13 protein-coding genes are annotated in these 14,786 nt (G+C 64.9%); 12 read left to right on the top strand and 1 reads right to left on the bottom strand.

The genetic code is table 11. The features are described from left to right. Positions 1-4: 4 nt before the first annotated feature. Positions 5-1,342, bottom strand: coding sequence for a methyl-accepting chemotaxis protein (locus ACM9ME_RS09190; RefSeq protein ID WP_415643163.1), 1,338 nt, complete (start codon positions 1,340-1,342; stop codon positions 5-7). 104 nt (positions 1,343-1,446) lie between these two features. Here ACM9ME_RS09190 and sdhC point away from each other — a divergent pair, with 104 nt between their 5' ends. The 12 genes from sdhC to dnaG all read left to right on the top strand — a co-directional run bounded on the left by sdhC (position 1,447) and on the right by dnaG (position 14,779). Next, the gene (gene sdhC, locus ACM9ME_RS09185; RefSeq protein WP_415643162.1) at positions 1,447-1,842 is read left to right on the top strand and encodes a succinate dehydrogenase, cytochrome b556 subunit; all 396 of its coding nucleotides are present in this window, start codon (positions 1,447-1,449) and stop codon (positions 1,840-1,842) included. Beyond that, positions 1,842-2,222 carry a succinate dehydrogenase, hydrophobic membrane anchor protein gene (sdhD, locus tag ACM9ME_RS09180; protein WP_415643161.1) on the top strand — a complete coding sequence of 127 codons (381 nt, stop codon included), beginning with the start codon at positions 1,842-1,844 and terminating at the stop codon, positions 2,220-2,222. The genes sdhC and sdhD overlap by 1 nt, the downstream gene beginning before the upstream one ends. Then, positions 2,219-4,024: a succinate dehydrogenase flavoprotein subunit gene (gene sdhA / locus ACM9ME_RS09175; RefSeq protein ID WP_415643160.1), complete on the top strand. Its 1,806-nt coding sequence runs from the start codon at positions 2,219-2,221 to the stop codon at positions 4,022-4,024. Before sdhD ends, sdhA begins: the two co-directional genes overlap by 4 nt. Before the next feature lies 1 nt (position 4,025). Then, a complete protein-coding gene (locus ACM9ME_RS09170) occupies positions 4,026-4,232 on the top strand; it encodes a hypothetical protein (protein WP_415643159.1) in 207 nt (68 codons plus the stop codon). Between the two features lie 171 nt (positions 4,233-4,403). After that, entirely contained in the window at positions 4,404-5,447 is a 1,044-nt protein-coding gene (gene obgE / locus ACM9ME_RS09165) for a GTPase ObgE (protein ID WP_415643158.1), read from the top strand. Further along, entirely contained in the window at positions 5,432-7,102 is a 1,671-nt protein-coding gene (locus tag ACM9ME_RS09160; RefSeq protein ID WP_415643157.1) for a formate--tetrahydrofolate ligase, read from the top strand. Before obgE ends, ACM9ME_RS09160 begins: the two co-directional genes overlap by 16 nt. Next, complete coding sequence (gene proB / locus ACM9ME_RS09155; protein WP_415643156.1) at positions 7,099-8,196, top strand: glutamate 5-kinase; 1,098 nt, start codon at positions 7,099-7,101, stop codon at positions 8,194-8,196. Before ACM9ME_RS09160 ends, proB begins: the two co-directional genes overlap by 4 nt. Beyond that, the gene (locus ACM9ME_RS09150) at positions 8,193-9,098 is read left to right on the top strand and encodes an NAD-dependent epimerase/dehydratase family protein (protein ID WP_415643155.1); all 906 of its coding nucleotides are present in this window, start codon (positions 8,193-8,195) and stop codon (positions 9,096-9,098) included. Before proB ends, ACM9ME_RS09150 begins: the two co-directional genes overlap by 4 nt. A gap of 151 nt (positions 9,099-9,249) precedes the next feature. After that, positions 9,250-11,883: a TonB-dependent receptor gene (locus tag ACM9ME_RS09145; RefSeq protein ID WP_415643154.1), complete on the top strand. Its 2,634-nt coding sequence runs from the start codon at positions 9,250-9,252 to the stop codon at positions 11,881-11,883. A gap of 90 nt (positions 11,884-11,973) precedes the next feature. After that, entirely contained in the window at positions 11,974-12,426 is a 453-nt protein-coding gene (locus ACM9ME_RS09140) for a GatB/YqeY domain-containing protein (protein ID WP_415643153.1), read from the top strand. Positions 12,427-12,563: 137 nt separating this feature from the next. Then, a complete protein-coding gene (locus ACM9ME_RS09135; RefSeq protein WP_415643152.1) occupies positions 12,564-12,941 on the top strand; it encodes a GIY-YIG nuclease family protein in 378 nt (125 codons plus the stop codon). Beyond that, complete coding sequence (dnaG, locus tag ACM9ME_RS09130) at positions 12,938-14,779, top strand: DNA primase (protein WP_415643151.1); 1,842 nt, start codon at positions 12,938-12,940, stop codon at positions 14,777-14,779. The genes ACM9ME_RS09135 and dnaG overlap by 4 nt, the downstream gene beginning before the upstream one ends. Positions 14,780-14,786 lie beyond the last annotated feature (7 nt).

Below are 14,786 nucleotides of genomic sequence, written 5' to 3'. Positions count from 1 at the left end.
GCGATCAGGCGGCCATGCGGGCATAATCGCCCGCCGCGGTTTCCAGCGCGCTGAGCTTGGCATTGACGCTTTCGAAGCCGCCTTCGAGCGCGTCGATTTCGCTGGCGACATTTTCGGTATCGACGCGGATCGCGGCGATGGTCGACGACATGGTGTCGGCGGCGAGCGCGGTTTCGTCGACCGCCGCGGTGATCGTCGTTACGGTTTGCGCCTGGTCGTCCATGGCGCGGCGGATACGCTGCGCCGAGGCATGGACTTCGCCGACGATGTCGCGGATCGAGCCGGTGGTCTGGACGGTCGAGCGGGTTGCCGCCTGGATCGCGGCGATCTTGCTGGCGATATCGTCGGTGGCGCGCGCGGTCTGATTGGCGAGGCTTTTCACTTCCTGCGCGACGACGGCGAAGCCGCGTCCGGCATCGCCCGCACGCGCGGCTTCGATGGTGGCGTTGAGCGCCAGCAAATTGGTCTGGCCGGCGACGTCGCGGATCAGGCCGAGAATCGATTCGATCGACTGCGCGGTCTCGCTGAGTGTTCCCGAGACGGCGACGGCTTCGGCTGCTTGTTGCGCCGCGCGTGATGCGACGTCGGAGGCGATTTCGACTTCACCGCGGGCTTCCTCGATCGCGCGGATCAGCCCTGCGGCGGTGTGCGCCGCGTCGCGCATCGCGGCGGCGGATTGTTCGGCGGCGGCGGCGACTTCGCTCGCCTTGCCCAACATGTTGCGGGTGGCGGCGGCGGCACCACTGGCCTGCGCGCGCAAATGGCCGCCGAGCTTCGACGCTTCGCCGACATTGGCCGCAATGTTGAGCTGGAATACATCGACCTGATCGGCGCGGCTGGTGCGCACTTCGCGCGACTTCAGCTCGCCGATCGCCGAAGTCAGCAAATCCGCCTCGATCAGCGCCAGTGTGAATATGGCGTCGGTCGCGGCAGTGCATTTGACGGGATCGTTGACGTAATAATCCTTGACCACTTCGCGCGTGCGGCGGTGCGACGCGGCATAGGCCGACAGCACCAGCGTCGCATCATGCCCGCTGTTAAAGGTAAGCCATGCGAAATCGCACGCGATATCGGCCCAGCGCTGGTCGGTCGGATCGCCGAATTTGGCGCGGCCGTAATCTAGGCCGGACGCGTGCAACCGCACCATCGCATCGCCGCCGATGCGCTGCGTTTCAGGCATGAAGCTGTTGTAATGCTGCCAGAAGACATCGGTCAGCGCGCGCTCGTGCCCCTCGATCGCCGCCAGGACCAACGGACCGTCTTTGCGCAGCGTTTCGCGATCGGCGAAATAGTTCAGCCGCTCCGCGAGAGGGAGGCGAACGCGCGTGCTGTCGGCGGGCATGGGCAAATCCTGTGGTCGCTTGTCGCGCGGTGATTAGACCCAAGGTGGTTAAGGGGGGGTTGCCGCGGTTGCATCCATGGACGCGAGGATTAAGGGGCAATGATATGGGGACTAAAGTTCAGCGGCCCTTGTCGCCGCATCTCACGATCTGGAAATGGGGCCCCCACATGGCGGCCTCGATCGCGCACCGCGCCATGGGCGTCGGGCTGGCGACCATCGGCACCGCGATCTTTACCTGGTGGCTGGCATCACTCGCGGGCGGACCGGAAGCCTATGCCGGGTTCCTGGCGTGGATGAAGTGGCCGCCGATGCTGATCATCCCGATCGGGCTGAGCTTCGCATTCTTCCTCCACATGTCGAACGGCCTGCGCCATTTCGTCATGGATATGGGCGCGGGGTATGAGCTCAAGACCAACAAGCTGGGCGCGCTGATCGTGCTGATCGCGCCGTTCTTCCTCACCGCCGCGATGTGGCTGTTCATCTTGACGAGGACGTTCTGATGCGGACCGAGCTGGGGCGCGTTCGCGGGCTGGGATCGGCGAAGCACGGTGCGGGCCATTGGTGGCTGCAGCGGGTCACCGCGTTCGGCAATCTGTTCCTGATCCTGTGGCTGATCGGGTCGCTGCTGCGCCTGCCGAGCCTGGACTACACGGTCGTGCACGACTGGCTCGCCAGCCCGTGGGCGGCGGTGCCGATGGCGCTGATCGTGCTCAACACCTTCTGGCATTTCCGCATGGGGTTGCAGGTGGTGGTCGAGGATTACCAGCATGACGAAAGCCGCATCATCGTGATGGCGCTGGTGCACATCTGGACCTTCGTCATGGGCGGCATCGCGCTGTTTTCCATCCTCAAGATCGCGCTCGGCGGGACGGTTTCATGAATTTTGACAGCTACAAGATCATTGACCACACCTATGACACCGTGGTGGTCGGCGCGGGCGGTTCCGGGCTGCGCGCGACGATGGGCAGCGCCGAGGCGGGCCTGAAGACCGCGTGCATCACCAAGGTGTTCCCGACGCGCAGCCATACCGTCGCCGCGCAGGGCGGCATCGCCGCGTCGCTGGGCAACAACAGCCCGGATCACTGGACCTGGCACATGTACGACACCGTCAAGGGGTCGGACTGGCTGGGCGACCAGGATGCGATCGAGTACATGGTGCGCGAAGCCCCCGCCGCGGTCATCGAGCTGGAACATGCCGGTGTGCCGTTTTCGCGCAACGACAATGGCACGATCTACCAACGTCCGTTCGGCGGCCACATGCAGAATATGGGCGAAGGCCCGCCGGTCCAGCGGACCTGCGCCGCCGCCGACCGCACCGGCCATGCGATGCTGCACGCGCTGTACCAGCAGAGCCTCAAATACGACGCGGACTTTTTTATCGAATATTTCGCGCTCGATCTGATCATGGAAAATGGCGAATGCCGCGGCGTCATTGCGTTGTGCATGGACGATGGCACGATCCATCGTTTCCGTTCGCACGCCGTGGTGCTGGCAACCGGCGGCTATGGCCGCGCTTATTATTCCGCGACCTCGGCGCACACCTGCACCGGCGATGGCGGCGGGATGGTGTTGCGCGCGGGCCTGCCGCTGCAGGATATGGAATTCGTCCAGTTCCACCCGACCGGGATTTACGGCGCGGGCGTGCTGATCACCGAAGGCGCGCGCGGCGAGGGTGGTTACCTGACCAATTCCGAAGGCGAGCGGTTCATGGAACGCTATGCTCCTTCGGCGAAAGACCTGGCGTCGCGCGATGTCGTGTCGCGCTCGATGGCCCTGGAAATGCGCGAAGGGCGCGGCGTCGGCCCCAAGAAAGACCATATCTACCTGCACCTCGATCATATCGACCCGAAAGTGCTCGCCGAACGGTTGCCCGGGATTACCGAGAGCGGCAAGATCTTCGCGGGCGTCGACCTGACGCGCCAGCCGCTGCCGGTCACCCCGACGGTGCATTACAATATGGGCGGCATTCCCTGTAACTATCACGGCCAGGTCGTCACCAAGCGCGACGGCGACGACGATGCGGTGGTGCCGGGGCTGTACGCGGTGGGTGAGGCGGCGTGCGTGTCTGTGCACGGCGCCAACCGCCTCGGCTCGAACAGCCTGATCGATCTGGTGGTTTTCGGCCGCGCGACGGGGCTGCACCTGAAGGACAATCTCAAGCCCAACGCGCCGCACAAGCCGCTGCCCGCCGACGCACTCGACCTGCCGCTGGCGCGCGTCGAGAAATTCCGCAACGCCGATGGCGGCTCGACGACGGCGGAAGTGCGCCTCGACATGCAGCACACGATGCAGGCGCATTGCGCCGTGTTCCGCGACACCGCGCTGCTCGCCGAAGGCGTCGAGCACATGCAGAAGGTAAACAAGCGGCTGGAAGACATCCGCGTGGTCGACCGCAGCCTGATCTGGAACACCGATCTGGTCGAGACGCTCGAGCTCGACAATCTGATGAGCCAGGCGATCTGCACCATCGAAGGCGCGGCGAACCGCAAGGAAAGCCGCGGCGCCCATGCGCACGAAGACTTCCCCAACCGCGACGACAAGAACTGGATGAAGCACACCATCAGCTGGTTCGAAGGCTGGGGCGGCACGGGCGGCAAAGTGACCCTCGATTACCGCGCGGTGCACGAATACACGCTCACCGACGACGCGACCTATATCAAGCCGAAGGCGCGGGTTTACTAGAATGAGGGAGTTCACCGACGCCGTTGTTCAAAACGTTTTCGTGACCGTCCAAGATGCAGCAGGCCGTTCGGCATCTATCAGCTTTGCCGATGACGGCATCATTGTGCACCGATCACGCCCCCTTCAAGGGAAGAAGGTCGAAATTCCCTACACCGAGTTGCTCAATCTCGTTGCAAGCAAGAACGCAAAGTTCTTCGATAGAGCTTGATCTCAACGTGGGTTTGGTCACCGCGCGTTAGACCAGACAGTGTTTTCTCCGGTATACCTGTTCGAGATGGGTCCGCCGCGGCAAAGCCGCGTCGTCGCACCTCGCAGTGCGAGGCCGGACGCGCGAAGCCCTCTGTGACTTAGCTGCGCTAAGTCGCTAGGGGCTTTCGCCATGCACTTTCTCGACCAAGCCAAAATCTACGTCTCCTCCGGCGCTGGCGGCCCCGGCGCCGTCGCCTTTCGGCGCGAAAAGTTCGTCGAATATGGCGGCCCGGACGGCGGCAATGGCGGCAAGGGCGGGGACATTATTCTCCGCGCCGTCCACGGGCTCAATACGCTGATCGACTTTCGCTACACCCAGCATTTCCGTGCGCCGCGCGGCAAGGGCGGGGCGGGGTCGAACATGACCGGCGCGGGCGGCAACGACCTGATCATCGACGTGCCGGTCGGGACTCAGGTGCTGAGCGAAGACAAGGAGCATGTCCTTGCCGACTTCACCAAGGAGGGCGAAGAGCGCGTGTTCCTGCGCGGCGGCGATGGCGGGCGCGGCAATGCCAGCTACAAGACCTCGACCAACCGCGCCCCGCGCCAGCATGGCACCGGCTGGCCCGGCGAAGAAAAATGGGTCTGGCTGCGGCTGAAGCTGCTCGCCGATATCGGGCTGGTCGGGCTGCCCAATGCGGGCAAATCGACCTTCATCAACGCGGTGACCAATGCACAGGCCAAGGTCGGCGCCTACGCCTTCACCACCACCCGCCCACAGCTGGGCGTGGTCAGCCATCATGGCCAGGAATTCGTCATCGCCGACATCCCCGGCCTGATCGAAGGTGCCGCCGACGGCGCGGGGATCGGCGACCGGTTCCTCGGCCATATCGAGCGGTGCCGCGTGCTGCTGCATCTGGTCGACGCCAACGACGAGGACGTCGGTGAAAGCTATCGCATCGTGCGCGACGAGCTCGAGGCCTATGGCGCGGGCTTGGTCGACAAGCCGGTGGTCGTCGCGCTCAACAAGATCGACATGCTCGACGATGAACTGATCGAGGCGCTGTCCGCCGAACTGGCCGAGGCCAGCGGTGCCGACGTCGTGCCGATTTCGGGCGCGGGCGGCACCGGCATCGACTGGGTGCTGGATCGCCTCACCGCGCAGGCGGGTAAAGGTGCGGGCGTCCCGGTAGACGATGAGGGCGAGGACGTGGTCGAATGGTCACCGGTCTAAGCTCCGATCTGGACATCGCGCGCAGCGTCACGCCGCTGCCGATCATGGACGTGGCGGCGCGCGCGGGCATTCCGCCCGAGGCGGTCGAACCCTATGGGCGCGGCAAGGCCAAGCTGGATTTGTCGGCCATCCCCGACGCGCCCGATGGCAAGCTGATCCTGGTCACCGCGGTCAACCCGACGCCGGCGGGGGAGGGCAAGACGACGACGTCGGTCGGGCTGGCGGACGCGCTCAACCGCATCGGCAAGCGGACGATGCTGTGCCTGCGCGAACCGTCGCTGGGGCCGTGCTTCGGCATCAAGGGTGGCGCGACCGGCGGGGGTCACGCGCAGGTCATCCCGATGGAGGACATCAACCTTCATTTCACCGGCGATTTCCATGCGATCACAGCGGCGCACAATCTGCTCGCGGCGATGGTCGACAATCACATCCACTGGGGCAATGCGCTGGGCCTCGATGTGCGTCGCATCGTCTGGCGGCGCGCGCTCGACATGAACGACCGGGCGTTGCGCGGGATCGTGCAGTCGCTGGGCGGCGTCACCAACGGCTTTCCGCGTGAGAGCGGGTTCGATATCACCGTGGCGTCGGAGGTCATGGCGATCCTCTGCCTCGCCAGCGATGTCGAGGATCTGGAAGCGCGGCTGGCACGGATCGTGGTCGGCTATACGCGCGACCGCAGACCGGTGACGGCGCGCGACCTCAAGGCCGATGGCGCGATGGCGGCGCTGCTCAAGGACGCGATCAAACCCAATCTGGTTCAGACGCTGGAGGGCAATCCGGCGCTGATTCACGGCGGCCCGTTCGCCAATATCGCGCATGGCTGCAATTCGGTGATCGCGACGCGTGCGGGGCTGAAGCTCGCCGATTATGTCGTGACCGAGGCCGGCTTCGGTGCCGATCTGGGCGCGGAAAAATTCTTCGACATCAAATGCCGTCAGGCGGGCCTGACGCCTGCCGCTGCCGTGATCGTCGCCACCGTCCGCGCGCTCAAGATGAACGGTGGTGTCGCCAAGGCCGATCTGGCTGGCGAAAATGTCGCGGCGGTGAAGAGGGGCGTCGTCAACCTCGTCCGTCACATCGAAAACGTCCGCCAGTTCGGCGTGCCGGTGGTCGTCGCGGTCAATCATTTCGCCGGGGACAGTGACGCCGAATTCGTCGTGATTGCCGAGGCGGCGGAAGCGCACGGCGTCCGCGCGATCTCCTGCCGCCACTGGGCCGAGGGTGGTGCCGGGGCGGAAGAACTGGCGCACGCGATTGCCGAACTTGCCGAGGCACCGTCGCAATTCGCGCCGCTCTACGATGACGATTTGAGCCTGTTCGCCAAGATCGAGGCGGTCGCGACGCGCATCTATCGCGCCGAACGCGCGGTCGCCGAGCCGCATATCCACGCCCAACTCGCGCGGTGGGAGGCGGCGGGGCATGGCGCGCTGCCGGTGTGCATCGCCAAGACGCCATACAGCTTCTCGACCGATCCGGCCGTGCTCGGCGCGCCGACCGGCCATGTCGTCGATGTCCGCGAAGTGCGACTGGCGGCGGGCGCGGGGTTCGTGGTGGCGATTTGCGGCGAGGTGCAGACCATGCCCGGCTTGCCGCGTGTCCCCGCGGCCGAGCATATCCGGCTCGATGCCGATGGGTTGGTGCAGGGGCTGTCGTGAACCTCTTCGCGCCTTCCGGTTGCGCGCGGCTGGTCGTCAAGATCGGCTCGGCGCTGTTGGTCGAAGCGGACGGGTGCGTGCGGCGCGACTGGCTGGCCGAATTGGCGGCTGAAATCGCCGGGCGGCAGCGCGACGGGCAGCGTGTCGTTATCGTCTCGTCGGGGGCGATCGCACTGGGCGCGCGGCGGCTGAAACTCGCCAAAGGCGGGCGTGCCAGTCTCGAGGATGCGCAGGCGGCGGCGGCGGTCGGGCAGATCGAATTGAGCCGCGTCTGGGCCGAAGTGCTCGGCGCCGAAGGACTGACGGCGGCACAGATTCTCGTCACGCCCGGCGACCTCGAGGACCGGCGCCGCTACCTCAACGCGGCGGCGACTCTGGCGCGGCTGTTGAGCCTCGGCGTGGTGCCGGTGGTCAACGAAAACGATACCGTCGCGACCGAGGAAATCCGCTTCGGCGACAATGACCGGCTGGCCGCGCGCGTGGCGCAGGCGGCGGAAGCCAATGGCATTGTCCTGCTGTCCGATGTCGACGGGCTGTACGACCGCGATCCGTCCGAGGTCGGTGCCGTACATCTGCCGCGCGTCGAGCAGGTCGATGCGGCGACCGAAGCGATGGCGAGCAGCGGCTCGAGCTCGGGCATGGGCTCTGGCGGCATGGCGTCCAAACTGGCGGCGGCGCGAATCGCGGCGCGCGCGGGCATTCCTCTGGCAATTGCATCGGGGCGGTCCGAACGGCCGTTGCATGGCCGTCACACCTTGTTTGCACCGGAGACCACAGCGTCGGCGCGTAAAGCCTGGCTGGCGGGCGGGACGGTCGAAGCCGGGACGATCCATATCGATGCCGGGGCGGCGGCGGCTTTGGCCAGGGGCGGCAGTCTGCTGGCGGCGGGCGCGCTGCGGATCGACGGCGCCTTCGCGCGCGGCGACTTGATCCGCATCGCCGGGCCGGACGGGGCCGTGGCGCGCGGGCTCGCCGAATATGATGCGGGGGACATGCGACGCCTGCTCGGACGGCGATCGGACGAGCATGAGGCACTGCTCGGCCACGCCCCCCGCGCCGCACTGGTGCATCGCAGTCACATGGCGTTGCTGTGATCGTCGCGCTGACCGGCGGCACCGGGTTTTTAGGGAACCATGTGCTTGAGGCGACGCTCGAACATGGTCACCGGATCAGGGCGCTGACACGGCGTTCGCAGCCGCCTCGCGATGGCGTCGAATGGATCCCGGGATCGCTGGAGGATTACACCGCGCTGGCGCGGATGTGTCACGGCGCCGATGCGGTGATCCATGTCGCGGGTGTAGTCAGCGCGCCCGATGCAGCGGGTTTCGACCGGGGTAATCGCGCGGGCACTGTCGCGGTGATCGAGGCGGCGAAAGCCGCGGGTGTGACGCGCTTCGTCCACGTCTCGTCACTGACGGCGCGCCAGCCGCAGCTGTCGATGTACGGTGCATCGAAACTGGCGGGCGAACAGGTCGCGGCGGCAAGCGGGCTCGACGTCCGCATCGTCCGTCCGCCCGGGATTTTCGGGCCCGGCGATACCGAGACGTTGGACCTGTTTCGCATGGCCGGGCGCGGGCTTGCGCTGTTGCCGCCGCGCGGGCGCGGATCGTGGATTTATGCCGGGGATATGGCCGAACTCATCGTGGCGTTGGCCGAAGCGGACATTGCACCCGCGCTGGTCGAGGCCGATGACGGACGCGAAGGCGGCTGGACGCACGCGGCGTTCGCCGAGGCGCTCGCCGCCGCGCTGGGACGGCGGGGGATCACGAGCTTCCACGCGCCCGCATGGCTGCTGCGACTCGCGGCGCGGGCCGACGAGGCGGTGCGGGGGAAAGCCGCCAAGCTGACTGCCGACCGCGCCGGTTACCTCGCGCACCCCGACTGGACCATCGATCCCGCGTTGCGGCCACCCACAGCCCTGTGGATGCCGCGGACCCCCACGGCGATCGGTCTCGCCCGCACCGCCGATTGGTATCGGGCGCGCAGCCTGATTTAAGTGACCTTTTTGCAACGCAGCATGGCCAAGTTGGCGACTCTCCACCCCTCCGGTTGATGCCGTCACGCCAATGAAACATACGGTCATCAGGGGACCGGCACGGGGCGTTTCGAGTCGCCGGACGAATTTAAAAAACTAGGGGTTTGGGCACATGAAGAATCAGCTGTTTACCGGCGTGGCGCTCGTCGCGCTCGCCATTCCGGGCGTCGCCTTCGCGCAGTCGTCGGGCACGATCGACGCGGAAACGATCGTCGTCACCGGTTCGCGCTCGCAGGGCATTCAGGGCGTCGTTCAGCCCAATACGCCCAAGGCGCAGACGGTCCTGACCAACGAATATCTGACCACCCAGGCGCCGGGCCAGTCGATCATCAACGCGATCAACGTCGTGCCTTCGGTCAACTTCACCGACAACGACGCTTACGGCTCGTCGGGCGGCAACGTCCGCATCCGCGGCTTCGACGGCAATCGCGTTTCGCTGACCTGGGACGGTATGCCGCTCAACGATAGCGGCAACTATGCGATCTTCTCGAACCAGACGCTGGACGAGGAAATCATCGATCAGGTTAACGTCAACCAGGGCACGACCGACGTCGATTCGCCGACGGCGGCATCGTCGGGCGGCACGATCAATTACCGCACCATCGTTCCTTCGGACGAGATCGGCGCGATCCTCAACGGCACGATCGGCGAAAATGCGCGCATGCGCGTGTTCGGCATGCTGCAATCGGGTGAGTTCACGTCGTTCGGCACGAAGATGTTCGGTTCCGTTTCGTACGCGACGAACAACAAGTTCAAGGGGCCGGGGCGCCTTGAAAAGCAGCAGTACAACATTCGAGTGTACCAGCCGCTGTCGGGCACCGACTTCATCTCGATCGCCGGCCATTTCAACCGCAACCGCAACGCGTTTTACAAGAATCTGACGCTGGACCAGGCCAAGGCCGATTTCCAGGACAACGGCAAATTCAATTACGAACAGAACGCGCGCTGTTTGCGACCCACGCCCAACGCGGCGACGCCTGACAACGAGGCCGGTTTTCCGCAAACCGGTGTGACGTCGATCCCCGGTCCGGTCGACCAGAGCTGCACCAACTTTTACGGCGTGCGCATTAATCCCGGGGACACGGGCAACATTCGCATCAATTCGAAGTTCACGCTCAGCGACAAGCTGGTTCTGACCGTCGATCCGAGCTTCCAGTATGTGTTGGCGAACGGCGGCGGTTTCTCGACTTTGGCCGAGAACTCTGCGCTCGCGCGCGGCAACAAGTTCGCCGCGGACCCGACGGCGGGTGTCGATTTCAACCGCGACGGTACGATCGGTAATTTCGGTAGCGTCGTAGGCGGCGTTTTCGTTCCGGCTGCACCGAACGCGACGCGAACGAACTTCGTGCCCGATCAATCCGCATTCTATACGCCCAATACGACGAACACGTATCGTTACGGCGTCCTCGCTTCGCTGCGTTACGATATTGCCGATGGTCAGTATGTTCGCCTGGCTTACGCGCTCGACTATGCGCGGCATCGCCAGACCGGTGAGTGGACCTATCTCGACGCGTCGGGTTTCCCGCTCAACGTCTTTGGCGGGATCAACAACCCGGGCATTCGCGTCTATAATGCCGACGGTTATGCCCTGCGTCAGCGCGATCGCCGTTCGCTCGCCGAACTGAACCAGATTTCGGCGGAATATCGCGGCAAGTTCTTCGAGGACAAGCTCGAGGTCATGCTTGGTGGACGTCTGCCGTTCTTCCACCGCGAGTTGAACCAATATTGCTACACGCAAGTGACCAGCGGCAACCCGACCTGCACCAGCCAGACACTTGGCACGACCGCAGCGGCGGGCACGACCTATATCGTTCCCAACAATTATGTTGCGCCCACGTCGGGCATCGTCGGCACGCCGGTTTATGCGCCGTTCGCCGCGACGTATAATTATCGCCGGTTCCTGCCGAACGTCGGCTTTACCTACCGCGCCAATGACCAGATCAGCGCCTATGCCAGCTTCGCACAGGGCTTCTCGTCGCCGCGTACCGACAACCTCTACCGCGCACCGTTCGTCGGTGTGCGGCCGGAAACGACCAACAACTTCGATGTCGGCCTGCGTTATTCGTCGTCGATGTTCCAGGGCTCGCTGGGTGGGTTCTACAACAGCTTCAAGAACCGCATCGTGACCTCGTTCGATCAGGACCAGGGTATCAGCGTCGACCGCAACGTCGGGCGCGTCGAGATCAAGGGTCTTGAAGTCACCGCGAACGTGCGCCCGTTCAAGTGGTTCTCGTTCAACGGCTTCGGGTCGTACATCGATGCCAAGCTGAAGGATAATATCCGGCTCGGCACGTCGGTGGTTGGTGTGAACGGTGCGACTGTCGCAGGCCAGCCGATCGTCGCACTGACGGCGGGTCGCAAGCTCGTCGAAACGCCGACCTGGCAATATGGCTATCGTGCGCAGGTCAGGTTTGGCGCGCTCAGCATCGGCGGCAACTACAAGCATGTCAGCTCGCGCTTCGCGACCGACATTAACGACGTGAAGGTGCCCGCTTACGACACCTTCAGTGCCGATGCCCGCTTCAGCCTGAAGCAGTTCGGTCTGGCCAAGAGCTTTATCCAGCTCAACGTCGTCAACCTGTTCGACCAGCAATATCTCGGGTCGATCAGCAGCCAGATCGCGACGACCAGCAATGCGCTGGGTCGCGTGACCGGCGGCGTGACCTCGGTTCCGGGCGGTGCCAACCCGACGTTCGCGATCACCGCGCCGCGCACCGTGTCGCTGACCGTCCAGATGGGCTTCTAAGCGTCTTTGCCAGGTTGATTTGAAATCAGGCCGTCGCCCCATCCGGGCGGCGGCCTTTTTTCGTGGCGCATGCTCGGCTAGGGGCGCGGGATGATCAGAGATACAATCCAGGCCGCGCAGATCGCGGCGATGAAGGCGGGCGACAAGGCGCGATTGGGCGCGGTGCGCCTGATGCTGTCCGCCATCAAGAACCGCGACATCGAGGCACGCACGGGCAAGGCGCCCGCGGACGACGACACGATGATCGTCGAAGTGCTCCAGAAAATGGTCAAGCAGCGCCGCGAATCGATCGACATGTACGTGAAGGGCGGGCGCCAGGAACTGGCCGATGTCGAAGCGGCCGAAGTCGCGGTGATCGAGGATTTCCTGCCACAAGTGCTGAGCGAGGAAGAAACCCGCGCCGCGATCGAGGCGATCAAGGTTGAGACGGGCGCGGCGTCGGTCAAGGACATGGGCCGCGTCATGGCGCTGCTCAAGGAACGCCACGGCTCGCAGCTCGACATGTCGAAGGCCAGTGCCGCGGTGAAGGCGGCGCTGGCGTAAAACTCGCGGAGGGTGCCTCGACTTAGCTCGGCACGGACGGCATAGTTTGCGATTGACCCAGCTTCGGATTCGGCGCCGGGCTTAACCCTCATCCGTTTGTCCCGAGCGAAGTCGAGGGACGCCGGCAGGAGCTATCGTTGGCCTTTTGGTGCTACATTCTGCGCTGCGCCGATGGTCGATATTATACCGGCCACACCGACAATCTGGATCGTCGAATCGCCGAGCATCGGACAGGCGGGTTCTCCGATTTCACAAGCAGACGGAGACCGGTCGAGTTGGTGTGGAACGAGTATTTTCAGACGAGATACGAGGCGCTTGAGGTTGAGCGGCGGATCAAGCCGTGGTCGCGAGCAAAGAAGGAAGGGCTGATACGCGGCGATTGGGCGCGCGTTTCGCATTACGCCCGCCCGCCGAAAGAGCGTCCCTCGACTTCGCTCGGGATAAACGGAGAGGGGAGCAGGGAACTACAGAGTCCGTTCGTCCCGAGCGCAGTCGAGGGACATGCTCGCCCATGAGCCTGTCTCCCGCCTTTCTCGACGAACTTCGCACCCGCACCCTGCTGTCGGCGCTGGTCGGCAAAACCGTCAAATTGCAGCGCGCCGGACGCGAGTGGCGCGCCTGCTGCCCGTTCCATGACGAAAAGACACCGAGCTTTTACGTCAATGATTCCAAGGGTTTCTATCACTGCTTCGGCTGTTCGGCGCATGGCGATGCGATCCGCTGGCTGACCGATCAGCGCGGCTTGCCGTTCATGGATGCGGTCAAGGAATTGGCCAATGCGGCGAGCATGGATCTTCCCGCGCCCGACCCGCGCGAGGCGCAGCGCCAGGAGCGCGCCGCGGGGCTGCATGACGCGATGGCGGCGGCGGAAGCGTGGTTCATCGAACAGCTGAACGGCGTCGAAGGCGGTGAGGCGCGCGCCTACCTCAAAACGCGCAACATCTCGCCCGAACTGGCCGCGAAATTCGGCATCGGTCTCGCGCCCGACAGCCGGGGACGGCTGCGCTCGGCGCTGACCAAATTCGGCGATCCGATGCTGGTCGAATGCGGGCTGCTGATCGCAGTCGATGACAAGGAACCGTACGACCGCTTCCGTGGCCGCCTGATGATCCCGATTCGCGACCCGCGCGGACGGACGATCGCCTTCGGCGGGCGCATTTTGGGAGCCGGCGAGCCGAAGTACCTTAACTCCCCGGACACGCCGCTGTTCGACAAGGGGCGGACGCTGTGGAACCTCGACAAGGCAGCTGGTGCCTCACGCAAAGCGGGGCGGCTGATCGTCGTCGAAGGTTATATGGATGCCATCGCGCTGGCCGGGGCGGGCATCGAGGAGGTCGTTGCGCCCAACGGCACCGCGCTGACCGAGCACCAGATCGAACGGCTGTGGAGCCTGATCGACGTGCCCGTGGTGTGCTTCGACGGCGATAGCGCGGGGCAGAAGGCCGCATCACGCGCGGCGTATCGCGCGTTGCCGATCCTGCGCCCCGGCTGCAGCCTGGCCTTCGCTACTCTCCCCCCGGGACAGGATCCCGACGACCTCGTCCGCGCGGGTGGCGCCGCGGCGTTTGAGCCGGTCATTGCCGCCGCCGAGGCGATGATCGACCGGTTATGGACGAGTGAACAGGCCGCCACCTCCTTGGCGACACCCGAAGCGCGCGCCGGTCTGAAGCAGCGTCTTGACGCCTTGGTCGACACGATCGGCGATCCCGAAGTACGGCGCCATTACCAACGACAGTTGAAGGAGCGTTTCGACGAACGCTTCTTCGCCCGCCGCGAGTTCGTCCCGCGTGGGCAATTTGCCGGGAAAGGCAAACCCGTTGCCGGCCCCGCCTCTCCCTCTGCCCAGGCCATTTACGGGCGCGGGATCGAGCCGGTCTACGAGCGCCCGATCATGGCCGGATTGGTGCGGCACCCGTCGATCGTCATGGCCTGCGCGGAAACATTGGGCATGCTTCGGCTCGGCGATCAGCGGCTCGACGCGCTACGCGCTACGCTGGTCGACGCCGCCTATGACGGCGACCTCGTTGATTCGGCGCAACTAGACCCTATATGCGCCTCTGCTGGCCTCACGGACATGTTGGCGGAATTGCGTGCGATGAACGGGCGACGGGGAATGGCATTCTCCTTCCTCAAGCGTTCAACGCCCGAGGAAGCGGCACGACGCGATCTGGCCATGACGATCGAGGCGGTGGCCGCGCGACCTGAAATCGATCAGGCGTTGCAGGCGGCGACCGACCGGGTCGGCATGGGCGGCGGTGAGGATTGCTTTGAGGAACAGCTGCGGCTGCTCCGCGCGAAACACGATAACGAACAGCAGATGCGCCTGCTGCTCGGACAAGACGACGGGATTTAGACGACGC

The organism is Sphingomonas antarctica, from assembly GCF_965137005.1.
Taxonomy (GTDB): domain Bacteria; phylum Pseudomonadota; class Alphaproteobacteria; order Sphingomonadales; family Sphingomonadaceae; genus Sphingomonas_O; species Sphingomonas_O antarctica.
The sequence above is the reverse complement of the archived record's forward strand: the minus strand, read 5'-3'. Positions and strand labels throughout refer to the sequence as shown.

Coding starts and splice junctions, on each gene's coding strand:
- sdhA (WP_415643160.1), top strand. CDS start 2,219: ATGAATTTTGACAGCTACAAGATCATTGACCACACCTATGACACCGTG.
- ACM9ME_RS09145 (WP_415643154.1), top strand. CDS start 9,250: ATGAAGAATCAGCTGTTTACCGGCGTGGCGCTCGTCGCGCTCGCCATT.
- dnaG (WP_415643151.1), top strand. CDS start 12,938: ATGAGCCTGTCTCCCGCCTTTCTCGACGAACTTCGCACCCGCACCCTG.
- sdhC (WP_415643162.1), top strand. CDS start 1,447: ATGGGGACTAAAGTTCAGCGGCCCTTGTCGCCGCATCTCACGATCTGG.
- ACM9ME_RS09160 (WP_415643157.1), top strand. CDS start 5,432: ATGGTCACCGGTCTAAGCTCCGATCTGGACATCGCGCGCAGCGTCACG.
- ACM9ME_RS09190 (WP_415643163.1), bottom strand. CDS start 1,342: ATGCCCGCCGACAGCACGCGCGTTCGCCTCCCTCTCGCGGAGCGGCTG.
- obgE (WP_415643158.1), top strand. CDS start 4,404: ATGCACTTTCTCGACCAAGCCAAAATCTACGTCTCCTCCGGCGCTGGC.
- ACM9ME_RS09140 (WP_415643153.1), top strand. CDS start 11,974: ATGATCAGAGATACAATCCAGGCCGCGCAGATCGCGGCGATGAAGGCG.
- sdhD (WP_415643161.1), top strand. CDS start 1,842: ATGCGGACCGAGCTGGGGCGCGTTCGCGGGCTGGGATCGGCGAAGCAC.
- ACM9ME_RS09170 (WP_415643159.1), top strand. CDS start 4,026: ATGAGGGAGTTCACCGACGCCGTTGTTCAAAACGTTTTCGTGACCGTC.